Source organism: Mycobacterium intermedium (assembly GCF_002086275.1).
Classification (GTDB): Bacteria; Actinomycetota; Actinomycetes; order Mycobacteriales; family Mycobacteriaceae; genus Mycobacterium; species Mycobacterium intermedium.
In genome coordinates, this window is record NZ_MVHT01000020.1 from 43,121 (window position 1) to 65,912 (window position 22,792).

General features: G+C 63.5%; 20 protein-coding genes and 1 pseudogene. 11 read left to right on the forward strand and 10 right to left on the reverse strand.

The window, feature by feature from the left end; genetic code table 11:
• Positions 1 to 1,182 carry a triacylglycerol lipase LipY gene (gene lipY, locus BST27_RS35235; protein WP_069420210.1) on the reverse strand — a complete coding sequence of 394 codons (1,182 nt, stop codon included), beginning with the start codon at positions 1,180 to 1,182 and terminating at the stop codon, positions 1 to 3.
• Between the two features lie 255 nt (positions 1,183 to 1,437).
• On the opposite strand from lipY (BST27_RS35235), the gene BST27_RS09820 reads away from it, so the two are divergent.
• Positions 1,438 to 1,905 carry a PE family protein gene (locus BST27_RS09820; protein ID WP_079219960.1) on the forward strand — a complete coding sequence of 156 codons (468 nt, stop codon included), beginning with the start codon at positions 1,438 to 1,440 and terminating at the stop codon, positions 1,903 to 1,905.
• A 57-nt stretch (positions 1,906 to 1,962) separates the two neighbouring features.
• Here BST27_RS09820 and BST27_RS35025 read toward each other — a convergent pair.
• Both BST27_RS35025 and BST27_RS09830 read right to left on the reverse strand, forming a co-directional pair.
• Positions 1,963 to 2,067: pseudogene (locus BST27_RS35025) on the reverse strand (hypothetical protein); the annotation flags it as partial.
• 1 nt (position 2,068) lies between these two features.
• On the reverse strand, positions 2,069 to 2,476 hold the full coding sequence (locus BST27_RS09830; RefSeq protein ID WP_170062291.1) for a CHAP domain-containing protein: 408 nt from the start codon (positions 2,474 to 2,476) through the stop codon (positions 2,069 to 2,071).
• A 301-nt stretch (positions 2,477 to 2,777) separates the two neighbouring features.
• Here BST27_RS09830 and BST27_RS09835 point away from each other — a divergent pair, with 301 nt between their 5' ends.
• The gene (locus BST27_RS09835) at positions 2,778 to 3,620 is read left to right on the forward strand and encodes an LLM class F420-dependent oxidoreductase (RefSeq protein WP_069420184.1); all 843 of its coding nucleotides are present in this window, start codon (positions 2,778 to 2,780) and stop codon (positions 3,618 to 3,620) included.
• 3 nt (positions 3,621 to 3,623) lie between these two features.
• On the opposite strand, the gene BST27_RS09840 is transcribed toward BST27_RS09835, so the two are convergent.
• From BST27_RS09840 to BST27_RS09850, 3 genes are all read right to left on the reverse strand, one after another.
• Positions 3,624 to 4,286, reverse strand: coding sequence for a TetR/AcrR family transcriptional regulator (locus tag BST27_RS09840; RefSeq protein WP_069420211.1), 663 nt, complete (start codon positions 4,284 to 4,286; stop codon positions 3,624 to 3,626).
• A 499-nt stretch (positions 4,287 to 4,785) separates the two neighbouring features.
• Positions 4,786 to 5,946 carry an acyl-CoA dehydrogenase family protein gene (locus BST27_RS09845; protein ID WP_069420185.1) on the reverse strand — a complete coding sequence of 387 codons (1,161 nt, stop codon included), beginning with the start codon at positions 5,944 to 5,946 and terminating at the stop codon, positions 4,786 to 4,788.
• Positions 5,947 to 5,949: 3 nt separating this feature from the next.
• The gene (locus BST27_RS09850) at positions 5,950 to 7,170 is read right to left on the reverse strand and encodes an enoyl-CoA hydratase-related protein (protein ID WP_069420186.1); all 1,221 of its coding nucleotides are present in this window, start codon (positions 7,168 to 7,170) and stop codon (positions 5,950 to 5,952) included.
• Between the two features lie 279 nt (positions 7,171 to 7,449).
• Here BST27_RS09850 and BST27_RS32350 point away from each other — a divergent pair, with 279 nt between their 5' ends.
• Positions 7,450 to 7,605, forward strand: coding sequence for a hypothetical protein (locus BST27_RS32350; RefSeq protein ID WP_170062292.1), 156 nt, complete (start codon positions 7,450 to 7,452; stop codon positions 7,603 to 7,605).
• Between the two features lie 31 nt (positions 7,606 to 7,636).
• Here the strand turns inward: BST27_RS32350 and lipY (BST27_RS09855) are convergent, their stop codons facing one another.
• A complete protein-coding gene (gene lipY, locus BST27_RS09855; protein WP_079219953.1) occupies positions 7,637 to 8,806 on the reverse strand; it encodes a triacylglycerol lipase LipY in 1,170 nt (389 codons plus the stop codon).
• A 419-nt stretch (positions 8,807 to 9,225) separates the two neighbouring features.
• Between lipY (BST27_RS09855) and BST27_RS09860 the strand changes: the two genes are divergently transcribed.
• The 7 genes from BST27_RS09860 (at position 9,226) to BST27_RS09890 (ending at position 17,033) form a co-directional block, all read left to right on the forward strand.
• Positions 9,226 to 11,553: an MMPL family transporter gene (locus tag BST27_RS09860; RefSeq protein WP_079219954.1), complete on the forward strand. Its 2,328-nt coding sequence runs from the start codon at positions 9,226 to 9,228 to the stop codon at positions 11,551 to 11,553.
• Between the two features lie 5 nt (positions 11,554 to 11,558).
• Positions 11,559 to 12,620, forward strand: coding sequence for a type III polyketide synthase (locus BST27_RS09865; protein WP_069420188.1), 1,062 nt, complete (start codon positions 11,559 to 11,561; stop codon positions 12,618 to 12,620).
• Positions 12,621 to 12,632: 12 nt separating this feature from the next.
• A complete protein-coding gene (locus BST27_RS09870) occupies positions 12,633 to 13,142 on the forward strand; it encodes an isoprenylcysteine carboxyl methyltransferase family protein (RefSeq protein WP_069420189.1) in 510 nt (169 codons plus the stop codon).
• A 150-nt stretch (positions 13,143 to 13,292) separates the two neighbouring features.
• Positions 13,293 to 13,949: a TetR/AcrR family transcriptional regulator gene (locus BST27_RS09875; protein WP_079219955.1), complete on the forward strand. Its 657-nt coding sequence runs from the start codon at positions 13,293 to 13,295 to the stop codon at positions 13,947 to 13,949.
• A gap of 77 nt (positions 13,950 to 14,026) precedes the next feature.
• Positions 14,027 to 15,139 carry an acyl-CoA dehydrogenase family protein gene (locus BST27_RS09880; protein ID WP_069420191.1) on the forward strand — a complete coding sequence of 371 codons (1,113 nt, stop codon included), beginning with the start codon at positions 14,027 to 14,029 and terminating at the stop codon, positions 15,137 to 15,139.
• A 1-nt stretch (position 15,140) separates the two neighbouring features.
• Positions 15,141 to 16,334: an acyl-CoA dehydrogenase family protein gene (locus BST27_RS09885; protein WP_069420192.1), complete on the forward strand. Its 1,194-nt coding sequence runs from the start codon at positions 15,141 to 15,143 to the stop codon at positions 16,332 to 16,334.
• Positions 16,335 to 16,466: 132 nt separating this feature from the next.
• On the forward strand, positions 16,467 to 17,033 hold the full coding sequence (locus tag BST27_RS09890) for a PE family protein (RefSeq protein WP_079219956.1): 567 nt from the start codon (positions 16,467 to 16,469) through the stop codon (positions 17,031 to 17,033).
• 19 nt (positions 17,034 to 17,052) lie between these two features.
• On the opposite strand, the gene BST27_RS09895 is transcribed toward BST27_RS09890, so the two are convergent.
• Positions 17,053 to 18,246: a CynX/NimT family MFS transporter gene (locus BST27_RS09895; RefSeq protein ID WP_069420212.1), complete on the reverse strand. Its 1,194-nt coding sequence runs from the start codon at positions 18,244 to 18,246 to the stop codon at positions 17,053 to 17,055.
• Positions 18,247 to 18,347: 101 nt separating this feature from the next.
• Here BST27_RS09895 and BST27_RS09900 point away from each other — a divergent pair, with 101 nt between their 5' ends.
• Positions 18,348 to 19,013, forward strand: coding sequence for a FadR/GntR family transcriptional regulator (locus BST27_RS09900; RefSeq protein ID WP_069420194.1), 666 nt, complete (start codon positions 18,348 to 18,350; stop codon positions 19,011 to 19,013).
• Positions 19,014 to 19,017: 4 nt separating this feature from the next.
• Here the strand turns inward: BST27_RS09900 and BST27_RS31295 are convergent, their stop codons facing one another.
• Positions 19,018 to 19,359 carry a hypothetical protein gene (locus BST27_RS31295; RefSeq protein ID WP_139805084.1) on the reverse strand — a complete coding sequence of 114 codons (342 nt, stop codon included), beginning with the start codon at positions 19,357 to 19,359 and terminating at the stop codon, positions 19,018 to 19,020.
• Positions 19,360 to 19,586: 227 nt separating this feature from the next.
• Positions 19,587 to 22,739, reverse strand: a complete 3,153-nt coding sequence (locus tag BST27_RS09910) for a bifunctional cytochrome P450/NADPH--P450 reductase (RefSeq protein WP_069420196.1) — start codon at positions 22,737 to 22,739, stop codon at positions 19,587 to 19,589.
• Positions 22,740 to 22,792: the final 53 nt, after the last annotated feature.

A 22,792-nucleotide genomic window follows, 5' to 3' on the forward strand; every position in this document is an offset into this window, starting at 1 on the left:
TCAGGCCGTGATGCCAAGTTGCTGGTTGATCTGCGGCCAGTAGGGCAGGCCCCACGGGGTGAGCAGAATCCAGTCGTGAATTCCGCCGGGGAAAAGTTCGAAGCCGAACGGGGCCCCCGCGGCGATGGCCGCTTGCTGCAGGATGGCCGCTTGGGCTGCGAGTGGATCCAACGAACCCGAGTAGACATACGTCGGCGGCAAACCGTCCAGTGATCCGTACAGCGGACTCGCCATGTAGTTGGTCACCCCGAGATTGCCCGCCCATACCGTGCCGATCCCTCTAGTCCCCACGTCCAACCACGGCGACAACAGCACCGCCGAATACGGCATCGGACCGAGCGGATCGGTCTGCCGCATGTACTGGAGGGCCGCGAGGGCGAGATTCCCGCCCGCGGAGTCGCCGGTCACGCTCACATTGGTCGACCCGTATTGAGCGATTTGCGACGAGATGAAGCGGGCGATCGTGGGCACGACCGTCCCCGCGGTGCCCCCTTCCTGCACCAACGGGTAGATCGGCACCTGGATGGTGGCGCCGGTCTGGTACGCGGTCACGGAGTAGTTGATCCAGTGGAAGAACGACGGCGGGAAGATCAACGCGCCGCCATGCAGGGCAACCACGTACTCACCCGTGGGGTGAGCGGGCGTGATCTGGACGACGCGCATCCCCTCGTAGGTGGTGTATTGGACCGTTTCACCAAGCAGCAAATTCAGCAACGGCGGCGGGGAGTTGCCGACAAGCCACGACAACGGCGGGATGTCGCTGGAAATCAGCCGTAACAGAGGGTTATTCGGCAACGCGGTTAGAGATTCAAGTCCAGACCACGCCTGACTTGCCAGTGCCGACGTTTCGGCAGCGAAAATGTTCGATACCTGGTGCAGTTGCCGATCGACACCCAGTACCGTCTGTTCCAGGGCAGCCAATGGCGACGCATTTGCCGCCTCAGCGGCCGTATATGCCCGCGTCGCGCTGGCCAACGCCTGCACAAACCGCTCGTGAAAAGCCGCCGCCTGCGCGGTGAGCGCTTGATACCCCTGGCCGTGGGCGGAAAACAGGGCCGCGATCGCGGTTGACACCTCGTCCTCCGCGGCGGCCAGCACCGCGGTTGTGGACTCTGCGACGCCGCGGTTTGCCGTCGCGACCGCAGTCCCGATGGAAACCACTTCTGTCACCGCCGTCGACATGACGTCGGGCAACGCAAAGACGTATGACAAGGCGCCGCTCCCGTATCCGAAGGCAACCTGCTGAAGGTTGCCCAGCTGTACCGATTGCTGGGTAGCCGGAGCTTAGGCACATACCGGGGGATTTCGGCGCAGTTTGCCTGAATTACGTATGAGCGGCAGGTCCGAGGGGACGATGTGACGCGGCGAAAGCGAAGTGGCCGAGCACTTTTCGCGAAAACGCCACGACGATCCGTACGCTTGCGTATGCTGCGGAAGATGCAGGTTGCGCCGGATAATCTAGTTACTGCAGCACAAAATATTGCGACCATCGGGTCGGACTTGAAGTTCGCTCATTCTGAAGCGGCGGTCCCGATGACGAACATCGCCAGCGCGGGGGCCGACGAGGTCTCCGCAGCGATAGCTGAGGCGTTCGCTGCACATGGCCAGAGCTTTCAGCAAGTGACCGACCAAGCGATAGCGTTCCACGACCAATTCGTGCAAACACTGACGGGGAGCGCGAACGCCTACAAGAGTGCCGAGACCTCTAACGCCTCAGTGTTGTCTGAGGCGGCTTCAATATTGCCCGCCGCCGCCGCACCCGCCGAGGACAACGGCTGGGTCACCCTGATCCAATTGGGCGCACTAGCCCTGTCGCCCTTCATCGTGGTGGCTTTGTTGGGCACCTTGTCCACCCTGCTGGCCACCTATTGGGCGGTGCAGTTCTTGGGCACCGTACTCGGCTAGCGCGAGCGTCAGGACGGGTAGCGGGGGATTGCCAGTACACAAACCCCGCCACTGCGACCAGATGTCAAGCCCGAAGGCGATCACCCCGATGGGCACATTGACGAAAAATATCCACTGCCAACTCAATTGATCGACGAGCACGCCGCCGAACAGGGGATCAACCTCAGGGGATCAAGATGTAGCTCATCCCCGGGAGCTCCGGAATGGTGCGTGTGTCGAATTCGCCGAAGCCCGTCGTGCGGTAGCCGTTGGCGGGGGTAGCCCCGTAGCCGTAATTCATTTCACTGATCGTCAGGACTCCGCCGTCAACGGAATCGACCCAGGCGACGTGCCCGACGCCTCCGACGAGCGCGCTGCTGAAGACGGCGACCGAGCGGGGCTGCGCTTCACTGACGACCGTCCACCCTGCTCCCCGGGCCAGGTTCGCCCAGAGTTCGGCGTTGCCGGTGAGCGCCTGGACGTAGTAGCCAGCGTTGGCGTGAATCAGTTCTTGCGCGCCCCAGGTGCAGTAGCCCTCCCAGCCAACGAGCGGGTTGCGGTCGGTCGTGGCACCCCTGGTCCGACTACTCACTATGGTGTCTGCATTGGCCGGCTCCATAGCCACCGGAGCTCCCAACGAGAGCAAGCAGCAAAATACAGCCGCCAACACCAATCGCTTCGCCTTCATACCTCCCCCTCCCTGACGCTCCCTTGCCGATGCGGTATCAAGTCGTTACATAGCTGTTATCGCCAGACGACCTGGATTCGTTTCACCTTGCGGCCCAAAAACCTGGATTGTGGGATGTCACCAGGCGCTTTGCCGGGGGAAGCAACTTCTACTTCGAGGTGTTTGAACCGAGCAAGACCACAGCGGCGCCGAGGGAAGGCAACGGATGACCGAGCAATCAAGTCAGACGACTGACCTGCGGATTGGCGTTCAGCTGTGGCCCGGCGGGACGCCGGATTTCCAGACGTGGCGAAGCGCTGTCCTGCAGGCCGAAGAACTCGGAGCCGATGCGATCTTCGGCTATGACCACTTTCACAAACCCTTCGTCGACATCGTGGATGGCGGTCCACAACTCCACGACGACCAACCTGACGTCAACAATTTCGAGGGATGGACAGCCCTTGCATCGTGGGGCGAAATCACGAAAAGAGCCGAGATAGGGCTTCTTGTGACGGGGGTGCCTTATCGCAACCCTGACCTGCTCGCCGACATGGCACGCACCGTCGACCACATCAGCGGTGGCAGGCTCATCCTCGGCCTCGGCGCCGGCTGGTATCCCAAGGACTTTTTGGTCTACGGATACGACTACGGGACGACAAAAACCAGAATGGACGATTTCGACGCGGCCCTAGCCCGGATCGAGCACAGGCTCCGCCACTTGACTCCGCTGCCGCTACGCCAGATCCCGATCCTCATCGGGGGCGGCGGCGAGCGGCGCACGATTCCCGCCGCCGCGCGGTATGCGGACATCTGGCACAGCTTCGAACCTCTGGCTGAGTTCCGCCGCAAGAACGATCTCCTCAAACGCCTCGCCACCGAGGCCGGACGCGACGAGGCCCGCATTGAGCGAGCGATGGCCTGGACGGACGCCGCGACCGCGGATGAGTTCGTGCGAGAGGGCGTCACTCTCTTCACTACAGAGATCCACCCCACCGGCGACGGCTACGACTTCTCCGAGCTCGAGACAATGCTGGCTTGGCGCGGCCTTAAAAGCCGCAGCAATGGATGACCGTCAGGTCGCCGACACGTCAGCCAAGCCGTGTCGGATGAGCGCCTGGGCATTGGCGACGACGGCCTCGATGGATCCGCGGCGAGGACTCCACCACTCCACGGCCCAATTCAGCGCCCCTAGGACCAGCATCTGCGCGATGTAGAGATCAAGCTCGGGGCGGAGCAAGCCGGCTCGGGCGACGTCGTTGATAAGTCTGCGCCAGACTTCGCCGTATCGCTCTTCCTCCACAATCTGGCGCTTGCGGATCGAGTGCGGAACTTGTCCGGCGTTGCGGATGGCCGCCGTGGTGTAGTCCGAAATCTCGAGTTCATGTCGCAGGTGCGCTTCGGCGGCAACGAGCAGTCGATCCAACGGCCCGGTCCCGTCCGGAAGCGCATCCAAGACCTTCCTGACGTGTTCGCGCATATCCGCGATCCCCGCCCACATCACTTCTTCGATCAGATCGTCGCGCGACGGGAAGTGGTAGTAGATCGCGGGCGCCTGAAGCTGGGCGACCGCACCCACATCGCTTAGGCGAAGCCCGGCGTAGCCGCGCTCAGACAGCACTCGGGCCGCCGCATCAAGGATGCGTTTACGAGTCAACGCTGCCTTTGATTCGACGTTTGGCGCCTCCTCACCTATTGACTCGGCAGCGTCATCCGTTCCAGCATCCGGCCTGGCCATGGCGCACATTCTACGGGGGAACGTGACCGCTTCGGCTAGCGACGCGATGGCAGAAAGCAAATTAAAAAAACTTCGCTTTACCTTGCCTTGCAACGCTCTCGGCGCTCCCCACCGCGAATCTCCGAGTCAGATTCTAAACTAAAATAAATACTGGTCGAGGCGGTGCGCATTCCTTCATCGATTGAAACGTACGGTCAAGTGCGCGAGACACAGCACACGCCAACGCCTATCCCACGGCGTGGATCGAGCAGATGACGCGCCCTGATGGCAACCGGTCAACTGCGCGCCATGGCCGCAGCATCGCGGGTAACTGATCGCTGTGGTGGCAGTTGACCGCAGTTCTCAGCCGTGTACCCGTAAGGCGTAACAACGCAACATAATTCGTGTCAGACGGCTCGAACGTGCACGCGGGCTGTCACACTCGGTGTGCGGCGGTGCAGAGACCGCTCGAGTCAGCGCCGATGACGACCCGCGTCGAAGGCCTGCCGAGTCGAGCTGATCAGTACGAACGAGGCAGGCCCAGGGACGTCTGGGCGACGAAGTTGAGCACCATTTCCCGACTGACGGGTGCGGTGCGCATGAGGCGAGTGACGAACCACAGCTCCGACAGCCCGTATTCGTGCGAAAGACCGTTGCCACCGTGGGTTTGGATGGCCTGGTCCAATGCCTTCAGCGCGGCTTCCGACGCCGCGAATTTGGCGATGTTGGCGGCTTCGCCAGCCGGTTGTCCGGCGTCGAACAGAGCCGCACTGTGTGCGGTGGCCATGCGGCTCAGTTCCACGGCAATGTGGCACTCGGCCAAGGGGTGGGCGATGCCTTGGTGTGCGCCGATCGGCGTGGACCACACCTGTCGCTGTCGGGCATAGTCGGCGGCCTTCTCGATGGCGTACCGGCCGATGCCGCCACAGATCGCGCCGACGAGGATCCGCTCGGGGTTCAGGCCGTCGAATACTTGACGTAATCCGTTGCCCGCCTGCCCGATCAGGGCATCTTCACCGACTTCGACATTGTCGAGGAAGACGGTGAACTGCTTGTCCGGAGAGACGATGCTGGTGTCGATCTGCTGGTAGGTCAACCCGGGCGCGTCGGTGGGGACGACGAACAGCGACAGCCGCGACTTTTCGGCGGTTGACAGGTCGCCGTCGCGGGCGACCAGGAGGAGCGCCTCGCATTGGTCGACCGCGGAGATGTAGTACTTCGAGCCCGAAATTGTCCATCCGGTAGCCGTTTTGCGGGCGGTGGTTTTGACGTTGTGACTGTTTGAGCCGGCATCGGGTTCGGTGATCCCGAAGGCCATCTTCCTGCTGCCTTCGGCGATCCCGGGGAGCCACTGCCTCTTCATTTCTTCGGAGGCATGGTGGGACAGGATGCTTCCGCAGATGGCCGGGGAAATGACCCAGATGAGCATGGGCATGCCGCGGGCAGCGAGTTCCTCGACGACGACGACGGCTTCGGCCATCCCCCCTCCGCCGCCGCCGTACGCCTCGGGCAGGTGTACACCGAGCAGTCCGGCCGCCCCGAGGTCCTTCCACAGTTCTTCGATGTGTCCGTTGCCGCGGCCGCGCTCTAAGAAGTATTGCGCACCATAGTAGTTGGCGATTCCGGCCACGCTCTCGCGGATCGCGCGCTGTTCATCGGTGTCGTTGATGAGTCCAGGCATCTCCTACCTTCCGCGGTACGTGGGGGCGCGTTTGGCGACGAACGCCGCGACGGCTTCCGCCGCGTCGGCGCTGTCTCCGGTGCGTTTGAGGCCTTGCGTTTCGGCGGTCAGTGAAGTCACCAGGTCGTTGCGCCAGCAATCGCGCAGCAGTGCGCGTTGAGTGGCGAACGCCACCGCGGGACCGTTAGCCAGATCGGTAGCGACTTCCATTGCACGAGAATGTAATTCATCGGCGGGCACAATCTCGTTGATCAGCCCCCACTGCAGCGCCTCCTCGGCGCTGATAGGTGTGTTGCGGAGATAGGCGGAGGCGGCGCGGCGCGGACCGATCAGGCGGGGCAGGTGCCAGGTGCCGCCGCCGTCCCCGGAGAGCCCCAACCCCGAAAAGGCGGTCACGAACTTCGTGTTCGGCTCTGCAAGCACAATGTCGGCGGCATAGACGTAGCCCAGCCCACCCCCGGCCACGGCGCCGTGCGCGGCGGTCACGATCGGCGCATCGATTCGGCTGAGCAGCTCGAAGGCCTGATGAAACGGCGTGGTCATCGCGATGAGCAGATCACCAAGACCCTGGTCTTTGCGGTCTTTGTGGTCCAGTAAGTAGTTGATGTCGCCACCGACGGTCAGAGCCGGGCCGTTGCCCCAGATGAGCACGGCACGCACGGAGCGATCGGCGGCGATCCGGCGCGCGACCTCCAGCGTCTCCTTTGCCAGTTGCAGATTGATCGCATTACGTTCGTCGGGTCGGTTCAAACAGATTGTGGCCAAGCCGTTTTCGACCTGGTAGTCGATCGTCTGCAGGCGGCCGGGCTCATCAAGTGCGGCGCACCAAGCCGCGGTGTCGGTGAGTTGGCGCAGCGAGACGATGCGCCCGTCCGCCTCGAATCCGATCAGATGAACGAACGCAGCTTCCAGCAAGTTTCGATTGCGCCGGACCCACCCGCGGTAGGTCCCCACCACCAACAGGCGGCCGTCGTCGAGATGGCGGAATTCGGCAGGCTCGACACGAACCTTGAAGTGTTTGCCGATGCGCCACCACAGATTGTCACGCATCGCATCGGGACCAACATGGGTGCCGCCCATGTCGAGCGGCAACCCCTCGGCGGCATAGCCAACGAACTGTGGATGCAGCAGGTGATCGATTGCCGCCCGATCCCCCGAGGCCAGCGCTTGATACAGGTGCTTGACCGCCGACACCTTCGCCTGGGGCATGAGCTCAACCGACATGGCGCGCGACCCCTTCGATGTTTGCGGCGGGCTTGGCCGCGCTCCACTCGCATACGCGGAGGCGGGCGAAGGCTTCCACGGTTCCCGTCCTTCCCAGGGGCTGGTCAGCGGGCCCGCAGGTTGCATACCGTCGCAGTATCAACGCCGCGTTCAATAACTAAACCTGCACGTCATGCCCGCAAGATGGCCTAGAATAGCACCGAATTCTATTCCATGTTAAATTCCGCTGTCTAGAGCCACACCGGCGAAGATTTCGACGCGCGAGGGACAATGGGCGGCATGGAACCCAAACCCCCATCCGCGGCTGCGCCGAAGCCGCCGCGGGCGCGCGTCACACCCGAGGACTTGGAGAGGTTCGGCGACGAGGACTCGATGCGGCAGGCGTCGAACGACGACTGGCTGCGCGATGAGGCGCCACCACACCACCGTGGGTAGGAAGTTCGTCCGTAGGGCGGGACGGTGACCGTCAGACAGCGATACCGAGCTGTTGGTTGATTTGGGGCCAGTGCAAGAAGCCGTACACAGAGAGTAGCGGCCAGACGTGGCCGTGGAAGGGCGCCAGTACGAAGCGGATCGGGGCGCCCTGACTCACAACCAGCTTCTCAAGGGCTGACGCGGAGATTGCGAGGGGATCCAGCCCACCCGAGTAGACATACGTCGGCGGAAGCCCGGCGAGCGACCCGTACAGCGGACTAACCATCGGGTTGGTAATCGGCAACTTGTCCCCCCACCACATGCCGAGCTGTTGCCCAAGGGTCAAATCGAGCCACGGAGACAGCAGAACCATTGACGACGGCATGGGGCCAGCCGGGTTGGTCTGCAACATGTACTGGACGGCCGCGAGCGCGAGGTTGCCACCCGCCGACTCGCCGAGCACGCTGACGTTCCCGGCCCCATGCTGAGCAATCTGAGAGGAAATGAAGCTGGCCGTCCTCGGCACGACGGTGGCGGCGGTGCCGCCTTCCTGTATCAGCGGGTAGATCGGCACCTGGAAGGTTGCGCCTGTCATGTAGGACATCGCCGAGTAATCGATCCAGTGGAAGATCGATGGCGGGAAGATATACCCGCCACCGTGCAACGTAACTACGTATTCGCCGGTAGGACGTGCCGGTGTGATCTGGACGACGGTCATGCCGTCATATGTGCCGTACGAAACCGTTTGCCCCAGCAGCGAATTAAGCAACGGCGGCGGCGAGTTGCCCATTACCCACGACCACGGCGGGATGTCACTGGCCAGCAGCTTCAGAATCGGCGAGTCTCGCACCGAAAACAGGGATTCGAATCCTGTGGCCGCTGCGGCATGGAGTTGCTGAACACCGACCGCCGCCTGCTCTACGGCCGCCAGCGGCGCTGCGCCGGCCGCCTCGGCGGCTGCATATGCGCCGCTGGCACCGGCCAAGGTCTGGACGAAGCGCTCGTGAACCGCAGCTACCTGGGCGCTGAGAGCTTGATAGCCCTCGCCGTGGGCGGAAAACACGGCCGCGATCGCCGCTGACACCTCGTCCTCAGCGGCGGCCAGCAATCCTGTGGTGGCTGCGGCCGCGCCCCGGCCCGTCGTCACGACCACCTCGCCAATCGCGGCCACGTTGGTGGCCGCGGCTGACATCGCCTCGGGCAACGCAACAACATACGACAACGTGTAGCTCCGCTCTTCGGGGCAACAATCGCGTGCCCGGCCGGTCCCGCTCCGACTAGCCGGAGCTTAGGTGCACGCCGCCTGTTATACGGCCGGTTTTGCCAGAAACACCGGTGGCTCGGGCCCCACAGCACCTGTGCAGGATGTTCTGCGGTTCCTCCCAGGAGCCCGACAGCAAAGCCACATGAAGGAGATTCGTGGTTGGCGCCCGGGCGGAGAATATCGGTCCACGCTGCTGCTTTGCTTGACAGGCGAGTTGCTCCAACCGCCGCACCCAGCAAATGCGATGAGATGACACCGCCGAGCCGGTGAGACGGGCCTCACCAGCCGTGGGTGAACGATCCTTCGTCGCGCGCCGTGGCTCATTACAAATCGGCAGTTGGCCGAACCGAGTTCGAAACCTTACGGATGGGTGACCCTTGCTGAATCAGATTGCAAGGATGGCGATCGCGAGGCCACGACGTGTGATCGTCGCGGCGGCCCTACTGACCCTGGGCCTGGCCATCTTTGGCGTGCCCGTCTCGAATAGTCTGTCCGCCAGCGGATTTCAGGATCCGGCGGCGCAATCGGCGCGGGCTACCCAGCTCCTGACGGACAAGTTCAACCAGGGTGACACTGAACTGCTTATCACCGTCTCGGCACCCGACGGCGTCGACAGCCCGGCCGCGCGGGCGGCCGGCATTGCCATCGTCGGGCAACTCCGAGCCGCGCCACATGTGGTCGATGTGGCCTCACCGTGGACTCGACCACCCCAAGCCGCGGCCGATCTGGTCAGCAAGGACCGAAACACCGGGCTGATCGTCGCGGGCATCAAGGGGAACGAAAGCGAGCAACAGAAGTACGCGGAGGAATTGTCCGCGCAGGTGACGCACCACCGCAACGGCGTCACGGTGCGGACGGGCGGCGCGGCGATGGTCAACGTGCAGATCACACAGCAGTCGCAGCACGACCTGCTGGTGATGGAATCGATCGCGATTCCGCTCAGCTTCCTCGTGTTGCTATGGGTCTTTGGCAGTCTGAGCGCCGCAGCGCTGCCCGTAGGCATCGGCGGGATGGCGATCTTCGGCACTTTGGCTGTCCTGCGGACGATTTCGTTCGTCACGGACGTGTCGATATTCGCCCTGAACCTCACGACGGCCATGGGTTTGGCGCTGGCCATCGACTACACGCTGCTGATACTCAGCCGCTACCGCGACGAGCTGGCCGAGGGAGCCGACCGCGAGGTTGCCGTCGCGCGCACGGTGGTCACGGCGGGTCGCACCGTGGTGTTCTCGGCCACCACGGTCGCCCTCGCCATGGCTGTCATGGTCTTGTTCCCAATGCATTTTCTAAAGTCGTTCGCTTACGCGGGGGTCGCCGTCGTCGCGCTCGCCGCTTTCGCCGCCGTCGTTGTCACGCCCGCCGCTCTGATCCTGCTCGGCGACCGGGTGAATTCGTCCCACCTGCGCCGGCTCGTTCGACGCCTGCTGCACCGGCCCGAACCCGTTCCGCAGCCCGTTGCACAGCAATTCTGGTACCGCTGGACACGATTCGTCATCCGCCGCGCGGTTCCGTTCGGACTGGCAGGTGTCACCGTCCTGGTGTTCCTCGGTCTGCCGTTCCTCGGCGTCAAATGGGGTTTCCCCGATGACCGGGTGCTGCCCACATCGGCTTCGGCGCACCAGGTCGGCGACCGCCTGCGCGAGGACTTCCGCATCGACTCCGACGCCGCGGTGACCGTCGTCATCCCCGATACCGCTGACCTGACCCGCGGCGAGATCGAGCAATACGCCATTGGCTTGTCGCGGGTGTCCGATGTTTCCGCGGTCTCCTCTCCGACCGCAACCTACGTCTCCGGAACCGCGGTCGGAGAACCGTCGGCACCGGCAGGCCAAGCTAACGGCAGCGCGTTCTTGACCGTTGACAGCACCGCTCCGCTGTTCTCCGACCGGTCTGAAGCCCAGTTGAACCGCCTGCATGCGGTCCCCACTCCGGGTGGCACAAAAGTGCTTTTCGACGGCACAGCCCAGCTGAACCGAGACAGCGTGGACGCCATCGCGTCACGCCTGCCACTAGTGCTCGGGCTGATCGGCGGCATCATGTTCCTGCTGCTGTTCTTGTTGACCGGCAGCGTCGTGATGCCGCTGAAAGCCTTGGTGCTCAATGTACTTTCGCTTACCGCCGCGTTCGGAGCGATGGTGTGGATCTTCCAGGATGGCCACCTCGGCGGTTTCGGGACGACTCCCAGCGGGATCTTGGTCGCCAACATCCCGGTTCTGTTGTTCTGCATCGCTTTCGGGTTGTCGATGGACTACGAGGTGTTCCTGGTGTCCCGAATCCACGAGTTCTGGCAGCTTTCCCACGCTACCGACAACGATGAGAGTGTGGCCCGCGGAATCGCCCGCACCGGTCGGGTTGTCACCGCTGCCGCACTGATCATGTCGATCTCCTTCGCGGCCATGATTGCGTCCCAAGTGTCGTTCATGCGGATGTTCGGTCTTGGCCTCACCTTGGCCGTCGCGGTCGACGCGACTTTGGTGCGAATGGTTCTGGTGCCGGCATTCATGCATGTCCTGGGCCGAAGGAACTGGTGGGCTCCCGCGCCCCTGGTCCGCCTACACAAGCTTCTCAGGCTCAATGACGGTCATTCCGTCCCGATGCCCGAGCAAGGGTTGGACGCGAGGCCAGCCCGACCGCAATTCAACGGTGAATTGATCGAAGTGGGCGTTCAAACCGATTACGCCACAACCACGTCCGATGGGAAGTAGTTGATATGTCCGTTATTGCTGCAGTGCAGGGTGTGCTGCCGCCGCACCGCTACACGCAAGAAGAGATCACCGAGGCGTTCATCCGGTTTCCGGGGTACGAACCCCATGAAGATCTTCTCCGCAAGCTGCACGCGAACGCCAAAGTGAACAGTCGCCATTTCGTACTTCCGCTAGAGAGGTACTCCGGCCTTACCGACTTCGGTGAGGCGAACGACATCTTCATCGAGAACGCCGTCGAAATGGGAAGTGCGGCCCTGTCTGCCGCGCTCGATGAGGCAGGCCTCAAGCCAGAAGACGTCGATCTGATTGTCACAACGACGGTGACAGGACTGGCGGTGCCGTCGTTGGACGCCCGCATTGCGGGTCGTCTGGGTCTGCGCCCAGATGTGCGGCGTTCGCCGTTGTTCGGCCTCGGCTGCGTCGCCGGGGCTGCCGGTGTTGGGCGGTTGAACGACTACTTGCGGGGTGCGCCAAATGACGTGGCGGTACTGGTGTCAGTCGAACTGTGCTCGCTGACCTACCCCGGCGCTGAACCGACGGTCGCCACCATGGTCGGAAGCGCGCTGTTCGCCGACGGCGCGTCGGCGGTCGTTGCCGTGGGTGACCAACGCGCCGAGCGGATCGGCGCCCAGGGGCCCACCGTGGTGGACTCGCGCAGCCGGCTGTACCCGGACTCCTTGACCACGATGGGGTGGAACTTCGGATCGTCCGGACTCTCGCTGGTGCTGTCCCCCAACGTCGCCACCCTCGTCGAGAAGCATCTGTCCGACGACCTCACCGGATTCCTGACCGGCCATGGGCTGACGATCGACGACATCGACACCTGGGTGAGTCACCCCGGCGGGCCGAGGGTCATCGAGGCGATCACCGACGCGTTGGAATTGCCCGATGACGCGTTGGAGCTGACCTGGCGGTCCTTGAGTGAGGTCGGCAACCTGTCGTCGTCCTCGGTGCTGCACGTACTGCGCGACACGCTGGCAAAGCAACCGCGCAGCGGCCTCCCCGGAGTGCTGATGGCGATGGGTCCCGGCTTCTGCGCGGAACTCGTACTGCTGCGGTGGAATTGAGCAGCGGTGCCCATGTCCTGGTACATCTTGCTGATCGCCGCGGTCGCGGTTGAGCGCGTCGTCGAACTGGTCGTCTCGAACCGCAACCTGGTGTGGAGCCGCGCCCGCGGTGGCGTCGAATTCGGTGTGAACCACTACCCCAGCATGGTCATCCTGCATACCGGTTTCCTGGCGGGGTGCCTGGTGGAAGTGATTGCGCTGCATCGCCCATTCGTTCCCTTACTGGGCTGGCCGATGCTGGTGCTGGCGGTGGGAACCCAGGTGCTGCGCTGGTGGTGCATCACCACGCTGGGGCATCAGTGGAACACCCGCGTCGTCGTCATACCCGATGCGCCGCGGGTCACCGGGGGTCCCTACCGGTTCTTCCCGCACCCGAACTATGTCGCCGTGGTGGTCGAGGGAATCGCGCTGCCGCTGGTGCACAACGCATGGATCACCGCGCTGGCGTTCACTTCGCTCAACGCTGCGCTGTTACGCACCCGGATCGGTGTCGAAAACTCTGCCCTGGCAAGCCTGAAGTGATCAATATTCTGGTGAGGGTTCGAGGCGAGCGCTGCCGGCCGACCCGTACTCGAGCGGGCCCACTGAGTCCTTCTCCAGACAGGAATGACCCACCGTTCGGTCATACACCATGTTTGACCCCATCCGCGGGCACCAAATTATCATCGGGAGATGCCTAGAAGGAGCGGCTCCGCCACCCGTACGGAGAGCTCGGACTCGAAATCGCAGCGAACTCGCGTTCGCATCCTCGATGCCGCCGCACATGTGTTGAGCGTCAAAGGCTTTGCGGGCACGCGATTGACTGATGTGGCCGAGTACGCAGAGTTGCAGGCCCCGGCGATCTACTACTACTTCCCCTCGCGTGAAGACCTCATCGAGGAAGTCATGTACGCCGGAGTCAGCGACATGCGTCAGCATCTGCTGAAGACGCTCGACGATCTGCCGGACGGCACTTCATCGATCGACAAGATCATGGCGGCGGTCGAAGCGCACCTCCGGCACGAACTCCAGATCTCCGATTACACGACGGCCTCGATCCGCAACTCGGGTCAGATTCCCGAACACCTGCGTGCGCGACAGAAGAAGGAAGAAGCGGCCTACGGGCGTATCTGGCAGAAGTTGTTCAACGAGGCGATCGCTGATGGCGAGCTTCGCGACGACGTAGACCCCCGCGTGGCGCGCATGTTGGTGATGGGAGCTCTGAACTGGGCCGCGGAATGGTGGAACCCCAATCGCGGCTCGCTCGATGTCGTGGTCTCCACCGCACAGACCTTGGTCTGCACCGGCCTGACGCCGCCGAAACCGGTGAGCAGAAAGCGCAGCCAATAGCTTTGGGTATCCCAGCCTCTTAACCCACATCAGCTGCGCTCAGACATGATGGATTCGCACGCAGAAGGGTGGAACACATGACGATGAGCCTGGCCGAACGCGCGGAACTCGCCGCCGCAGTCCGGGAGCTACTCAATGAGCACTGCTCCGAGGCCGACGTACGTCGGATCATGGACACCGACGACGGATTCGAGCGTGACCTCTGGAACAAGCTGGCCGCGCAGGGACTGGCCGGCCTGATCGTCGACACCGAGTACGGCGGTGTGGGACTGGGCGCACAGGAGCTGGAAGCGGTTGCCGAGGTGACGGGTGCGGCGCTCCTGCCGGCCCCATTCCTGTCGAGCGCGGTCCTGACCACGGCATTGATTCAGGCCGCGGGCACCGACGACGACAAAGCGCGGCTCTTACCCGGGTTGGCTGACGGGACCGCGATCGGAACCGTCGCGGTAACCGGCACCGGCGGTACGTGGTCGCCGGACGACGTTGCGGTTCAGGCAAGCAAGCACCAGGCGGAATACCTACTGACCGGCAGCTCGCACTATGTTCTCGACGGCCAGATCGCCGACATCATCCTGGTGGTCGCACGGACCGACGAGTCCGACGACGGCATAGGCATCTTCGAGGTCACGGCGGATGCGCCCGGATTCACGCGCACTGCCGCAACCGTTTTCGATCCGACGGTGCGTATGTCGACGTTCGGCTTCGACCGAGTGCCGGCGCGTCGAATAGGTCTTGCCGACTGGGCGCCCGTCGAGCATGCCTTGTCGCTCGCCGTCATTGCCCTCGCCGGCGAACAGGCCGGCGGCACTCGCCGCATCTTCGACATCACCATCGATTACCTCAAGACACGCATCCAGTTCGGGCGGCCCATCGGCAGCTTCCAAGCCCTGAAACACATGGCGGCGGACCTGCTCTTGGAGGTCGAATCGTCGACATCGGCCGCACAGCACGCCGCGACGCAATTTGATGCCGACCCCACAACCGCAGGTGGCGCGATCGCCCTGGCCGGATTCGCTTGTGCCGAGGCCTATCACGCGACGGCCATGCAGGCGATCCAGATGCACGGCGGTATCGCGTTCACCTGGGAACACCCGGCGCACCTGTTCTTGCGCCGGGCTCGTACCGGCCGCCAACTGTTCGGCAGCTCGCGTGATCACCGCGAGCGGTACCTCGCATCGAAGGGCGCCTGATATGACCACGACTGCCCCGAACGTCGACGACTTGCGCGCCGAGGTGCGCGACTGGCTCGCCCAGAACTGGACGCCGCTGCCGCCATCGGACGACCCGTGGGTCAGCTCGCCAGAGGAAATCGCGTGGCGGGAAAAGGTTCTCGATGCCGGTTACGCCGTTCCGACCTACCCAACCGAATGGTTCGGTCGTGGGTATCCCGGACGACTCGCCTCGGTGATTCAGCAGGAATTCCGCGCCGTCAAGGCACCCGGCGCATGCCAGGACAGATACAACATCCCGGCCAACACGCTGTTCGCATTCGGCTCCGATGACCTGAAACATGCTCTGCTCCGGGACTTTCTGACCGGACAGTCCCGCACGTGCTTGCTGTACAGCGAACCCGGTGCCGGATCGGATCTGGCCGCGGTAAGCACCACCGCGGTGCGCGACGGCGACAGTTGGGTGGTCAACGGCCAGAAGGTGTGGACCTCCGGCGCGACGACATCCGACTATGGTCTGCTGATCGCCCGCACCGACTGGGACGTACCCAAGCACAAAGGCTTGAGCTTCTTCATCATCCCGATGCGCCAGGCGGGCATTGAGGTACGTCCACTGGTGCAGATCACGGGTGAGGCGCACTTCAACGAGGTGTTCCTCTCCGATGCCACCGTGCCCCACGCGAACCTCATTGGCGGAGAGGACAATGGCTGGCGGGTGCTACAGACCGCCCTTGCTTACGAGCGCTCGATCATGGGTGACAGCGGCCGTGGTTCGCGAAACAAGTCCAAGGCCGACAACCTTGTCGAACTGGCCCGCGCGCACGGCCGCATCGACGATGCCGCGGTGCGAGAAAAGCTGGCCAACGTGCTGGCGCTGCGAGAACTCAACCGGCTCAACAACCTTCGTGCCAAGTCGGCGACCAGCCAGGGCACGTCGAGCTCGATCATGTCGCTGGGCAAACTTGCGATGTCGCGAATCCTGCACTCCGAAGCGGCGCTGAAGACGGAAATCATCGGAGCCGAGTCGCTGTTGGCGGGCCCGGACAACCGTGAAGCCGACGATGTGAACTTCCTGTCGCTCAACGCGTTCTTCACATCGATCGGTGGCGGGACCGACCAGATTCAGCGCAACATCATCGGCGAGCGCGTACTCGGCCTACCGAAGGAACCTGAACCGGACCGCGACATCCCGTTCCGGCAGGCGCGGCGCAGTTGACCCCCGCGGCGCTTCGACCATCTCTGCATTCCCGCTTTAAGTAGTGGATTACTGAAGCCCGCTCCGTCGATGCGAGAAAGGATCGGTGCGCAACCGCCGGCTCGCATCCAGTGGCGGAAGGGGTGACCAGAGATGTCGGCTGTAATCGTGGCGCCGGAGCTACTAACCCAAGCAGCAACGGACCTTGCGACCATTGGTGAAACACTTCACGTGGCGCACGTGACGGCGGCGGCCCCCACCATTGCGGTGCTGCCCGCCGCCGTCGACGAGGTGTCCGCCGGCATCGCGCAGCTGATCTCAGGTTACGGCCAGGAGTATCAAGAACTGGCCGGCCAGGCGGCGGCGTTCCACGAGCAGTTTGTCCAGCACTTGACTACCAGTGCGAGCGCCTACGCCGGCGCCGAAGCCGTGAGTGTCGGCATCTTGCAGTTCTCGACGCTTGCCGAGTCGGTTTTCCGTGCAATACCGAGCCCGATACGTGATTTGTTAGCAGGTCCGATAGACATCGTAGGCCAGTTGATCGGGTCCTATCTCACCGCAAATCCTATGGTGGCTGGCTTCATCGCGTTAATGTTCCTGGCAACCCTCGCTGAGATTTGGCTTGCAGCTGTAATTGCCATGCTGCTGTTTACGGCCGTCCTTTACGTCTTCGGTATCGATGCCGCAATCTTCCTTCCGGTAATGGATGCGATCGCCTGAAAGTGATACTCGCCGACACCTAGACGTAGCGGTCGCGGCCCGCGAGTGCGCCCATCGTCATCTGCAGTGCGTAGATCACCAGCACGAAGATCCACGGCACAGTCCAGCCCTCTGTGACGTCGTGAAGAAGGCCGAAGAGAAACGGGCCGATGCCCGCAAGCAGGTAACCGAAGCCCTGCGCCATCCCCGACAACTGCGCGGTGTCCTCGGTGGTGCGGGCCCGTAGCGCAATCACGGTGAGCGCCAGCGAAAAGACGCTCAGCCCCAACCCGACGAGCAAACTCCACAGCAGCGGTGCGGCCGCCGGATCGATCAGCAGGCCGATGACCCCGACAAGTCCGATGACCCCCAGCGCAACGATCCACCCGCTCTGACTTCCCGATCTAGCTGCCAGCGGCGCGAGGAAAATGCTGACCGGCACGGCGATGAGCGACATCAGGCCGACGAGCATCCCCGCAGTGGCCTTGGGCACACCGCTGTCGATGAACACCTCAGGCAGCCAACCCAAGATGATGTACGCGAGCGTGGACTGGAAGCCGAAGAACAGCGTCACCGTCCACGCCAAGCGATTTCGTAGCAGTGATCCGCCGGTGGGGCGGGCAGGCAGCTCGACGGCACTCACGCGGCGCGCACCCACAAGCCACGCGATGAGGGCCAGCATCGCGAGGACGGACCAGCCGCCCAATGCACCACGCCAACCACCGAGCACGGACTCCATCTGTGGTGTCAGCGCCGATCCCATCGCGCCGCCAGCCTGCAAGGCAGCGGTGTAGATGCCCGTCATCACCCCGATCTGAGCGGGGAACGATCCCTTGATCACCACGGGAATCAACACATTGATCAACGCGATGCCGCCGGTGACCACCACCGTGCCCCCGATCACGGCCGCCTGCCCATTGAAGGGACCGTCGAGTACCCGCAAGAACAGGCCGACGACCAACGTCACCAGCGCGGCGCTGACGGCGTGCTGTAGGCCTACCCTGCGGGCCAGCCACGGCGCACCGAGTCCCGCAGCGGCAAAACACAGTCCGGGCAGCGTGGTCAGCACTCCGGCCCAAGTAGCCGAGGCACCTAGCGACTCGCGCATCGCGCCGAGGATCGGCCCCACGCTGGTCAGCGCAGGTCGCAGGTTTAGCGCCGTGAGCACGACCGCGGCGACCAGCAGGCCACGGCCCGCTACCCGGGCACTCGGACGGATGTCGTGGGCAGCAATCGATGCGCCACGCTCGTCGACTTCGGCGCATATGCCGGCCACTTGACCACTCACTGAACTAGTCTGTCATACATCCCATGATTGGATGAATTGAGAACATTGTGCCCCTCGCAACAACGCGTCGCGCCGGCCTGGTCGAGCAGGTCATCGATCAACTGCGGCAGTCCGTGGCGTCCGGCGAATGGCCTGTCGGCACACGTATACCCAATGAGCCAAGCCTCAGCGAGACGCTGGGTGTGGGCCGCAACACAGTGCGCGAGGCGGTGCGCGCTCTGGCGCACGCTGGGATCTTCGAAGTCCGGCAGGGGGATGGCACCTACGTACGCGCCACCAGTGAAATGTCCGGGGCGTTGCGTCGCCTGTGCGGGTCCGAGCTGCGCGAGGTGCTGCAGGTGCGCCGCTGTCTGGAGGTCGAGGGAGCGCGATTGGCCGCCGCCGCATGTACGGACGAAGACGTCGCTGCGTTACGACAATTGCTGCGGCGCCGAGATGAATTGGAATGCGGTGAGGATCACGCCGCGTTTGCGGCTGCGGACGCCGCGTTGCACTTCGCCGTGGTGAAGGCGTCAGGGAACGGTGTTCTGACAGAGCTCTATCGTGGGCTCACCGAGGTGGTCACGGCCAGCGTCGCAGCCACAAGCGCGACGCATGAACCCCGCGCGATTCGGCATGGCGGATTGATCGACGCGATCGCCGAGCGGGATGTCGAACGAGCCGGACGAGAGGCCGGCGGCTTCCTCGACGATCTCCTCGAGGAGTTGCGCTGAGTTCTCAAGACCACCCGCGACCGCTCATCCACAACGGCGGTTCTTGGTCGTTGTACATGCTGTTGGGCCGCCATCGCTGTCGACGTAATAGTCGAGTCGCGTGGTGTTCGGCCACGTCCTTCAGGTACTCGACCTCGTCGCTGGTCCACGGGTGCTGACCGGTACCGTCCAACCACCACCTCGGTTGGCCGGCCTGCTCGTAGCGAGTTATCCGATAACGCCCGGCAACGTGCCTACCTTTGCCATCAACCTGCCAGTCCAGCAACCGCGGGCGAATAACCTCGGGCGTCGGCTGGAAAAATTCCCGTGGGTGGGTTATCCGGATCTCAATGAACTCGCCACCCATGACTGGCTCCGCACTGTCTCGATGCGCATTCGGTAAAACTATACCGCTTCCGTTCTACCACAAGAAGTGTCATATTGCCGGATCTCGTTCTGTCACATGAATTTTCATCGAGACCAGCCCGACGAAAGGAGGTCAGCCACACACCACTTGCCGGAGCTCGACCCACGACACCCAGGACGAAAGTCCGGGCGGTATGCGACCATTGCGGGCGCGAAGTGGCGCGACTCTCACCCCGCCCACACGTCCTCGACGTAGTGGTCGGATTCGATGAGACCGTTTAGCCAGTCGCGGGCCTGACCATCATCAGCGTCCGTCCGTGCCCGATAAATGTCGAGGAACGAGCCGCGTACAGCCGGCGCCATCCGCGCGCCGTCACCGCACACGTACACGTGCGCGTCCTTGGCCGGGTCACCCAGCAGGGCCCAGACGTCGTCGGCGTCCGCGACGATCCGGTCCTGTACGTAGCGAACCCCGTCCTGCGGCGCCCGGGAGAAGGCTGGGCGCATCTGCACGATACCGATGGCCTCGGCCTGCTCGAACTGGTCGCGGAAAATGTAGTCAACCTCTGGATCACGAACCCCGAAGAAGCACAACGCCGGCTCCACCGGCGCTCCGGCGCGTTGTGCGGCCAGTCGGTCACCGAGGAACCCGAGGAACGGCGCGACGCCGGTACCAGCGCTGACCAGGATCACGTTCTTGGCCGGGTCAGCTCCGGCCCGAAACGCCTGGCGGGCCGGGTCCACGCGTGCCCTGATCGTCTGTCCGGGTTGGACTCTCGCGAGATAGTTGGATGCGACACCTTTGAACAGGCCGCGGCCGGAGCGGGCCGGAGCGTCCAGCACACTGACGACCAGTCCCACCGTCCGCGGTGACAGCAGTGACGACGATGCGATCGAATAATGCCTCGGCACCATGGGGTCGAGCAGTTCGAGAAATTCAGCGCCGGTGAGAACGCACGCAGGGTATTCGTCGAGGCATTCCAACAGGCTGAGCGCGCAGCCGTCTGGATCCTCGGCCAGTTCGGCCAGCCGCTGACGCTCTGCCGGACTGCTGTTGGCCGCCGCAAGGCGGCGTAATTGACTGCTGGTCACCGGTTTCTGCAATTCGACGAAATGTGTGAGCAGTTCTTGCGCGCTGACTTCTCGGTCCAGCGCGATGAGCCGCCTTGAGCTACGCCGAGGATTGATCGACAGCCGCAGTCCGGGGTCAATGCCGAGTTGGGTCAGGGCCGCATCGACAACCTCGGGTGGGTTGTCGGCCATCACCGTGAGATGGTCACCCGTGTGGTAGTCGACGCCGTCCGGAAGTTCCACGCGGACATTGGTTTTGGCCTGTCCTAGGCCGGGGCTGACCAGCTCGGTTCGCTCGACAACGCTCATCGGAATCACCGATGACCGTTCGTCCATCGCGGCGGTCACCGGACCGACTATCCGGCGCAACTCGTAGAGCGGTTCGGCCGCATCCGTGAGTGGCTCGGCGTCAGGGTCGCCGAAGTGTTCGGCCAACGACGACCACAGCGCGCCCGCGAACTCTTCGATCACGCCGACCAGATCCCCCGAGGTGTCAGCCTCTGCCCTCGGGACCAATCGGTTGGCTTTCAGTTCGTCCAGGCGCTCATTGATGCGCCGCGGGACCGCTTGGTAGGTGTCCGCCCAGTTGTGGTCACCCACACCAAGAACTGCGACGTTGGGCGTCGGATTCAAGGCGGTATCCGCGTCGAGCAACCAGGCGAGGAAGGCACGCGCATCGTCGGTCGGCTGCCCGTTGTAAGACGACGTGATGATCACGACGCCTTCGGCTTCGGGGAAACCGCCAACCGCGTCATCTAGCGGCGCCACCGTTGCTGCGCAGCCCAGAGCCGTTGCGTCGTCGGCGAATTGCCGAGACAAGGCCCGGCAGGTGCCGAGGTTGGAGCCATGAAAGATGGCCAGCCTGGTGCCCGCCTTGATCGCCGTCGGGTGTTGCGCTGCGTTCGGCGTGGCAGTGGCCCCGAGTTCGGGTTCGTCGCCACGGCGGTCCCGCGGGGTGCGCCGCAGGAGCTCAAGCCGGAATCTGATTGGCCTCCGACTGGTCGGAGTTTCCCACTGCGGCACATAGTGGTACGCGTCGATGAGGCGGTAGCGATGGATGAGCCGGGCCAGTGCCATGGTCGCTTCGTGCAGCGCGAACTGGCGACCGATGCAGGATCGCGCTCCGGTTCCGAAAGGTTTGAACAGCGCGGTCGGCCTGGTCGCTGAGTGTTCCGGAGCGAACCGGTCCGGATCGAAGAACTCGACGTTGTCGCCCCACTGTGGCTGGCGGTGCAATGCGCCGGTGAGCACGCTGACGGCCTCACCGCGCTTGATCGGATACTTTCCACCGACCACGGTGTCTTCCAAGGCCATTCGATCGAAACTCAGCACCGGTGGGGATAACCGCAGGGTTTCCTCGATAGCCTGCCGTAGATAGGTCAGCTTGCCGATGTCGTCGTAGCCGGGCAGGTGGTCGTCTTCTGCTCCGAAAACGGAGTCCACCTCGGCCTGCACCCGGTGCAGCACCGCCGGATCGCTGACGATGTTGTACAGCGTGTTGGGCATCAATTCCGATGTGGTGAGCTGGCCGGCGATCAGGAAGGTCATGATCTGATTGCGGATGTTCTTCGTCTCCAGCACGGGATTACCGTCCGGATCCTGTTGCAGCATAAGCGCCAACAGATCCTCAAATTCATCGTCACCAGATCGATGCTCGGCTATCAGCCCGTCGATGAATGTGTGCAACGTGGCCAACTCCTCGTTGAACACCGGCGTCGAGACTTCAGATGCCAATTCCCCCAACGCCGTTGTGAAGCTCTGCGGAATCGGGGCAAGTCCGGTGCAGTCAAAAGAATTGAAACGCGAACCGAATCCGGCGAGCGCGACGGTGTCCATAGCCAACTTCTGCAAGTCGTTCGACACATCAACCGGCTGGATTCCGACGCTGGCGTCCCACCGGTCGATCAGTGTGCAATTGATGTCCAGCATCGCCGCGTGGTAGGCGCGCAGACCTGCGTAGCTGAACCCCGGCAGCAGCACATCGTGGGCTCGCTGCCAGTTCGGTTCGCCGTGGTAAGCAGTGAACAGGCCGTCACCGGCCAACGGCCTCACTCGGGCAAGGGTTGCCGTGAGGTTCTTGGCGAAGCGGGTTTCGTCGCAAAGCTCGGACACGAGTTCCAGCGAGCACGCGTAGAGCTTCCTGATGCCGCCGTTGAAGTCCGAGTAGAAAAGCGGACCGTGCAATTCACCGAGCAAGTCCACGCCCAAGGCTCGGGGGCGGCCGACAAGTTGATCCGGGCCTGGCAGGGGCCCCTCGGCCGAGGGAACGCCCGGGAGATCCGGTGGCGGCGACGCGCGAAACTCACCCATCTGGGCAGCATAGTTTCGAGATGACAGCGTTCAAACGACTCGGGATCCGAATG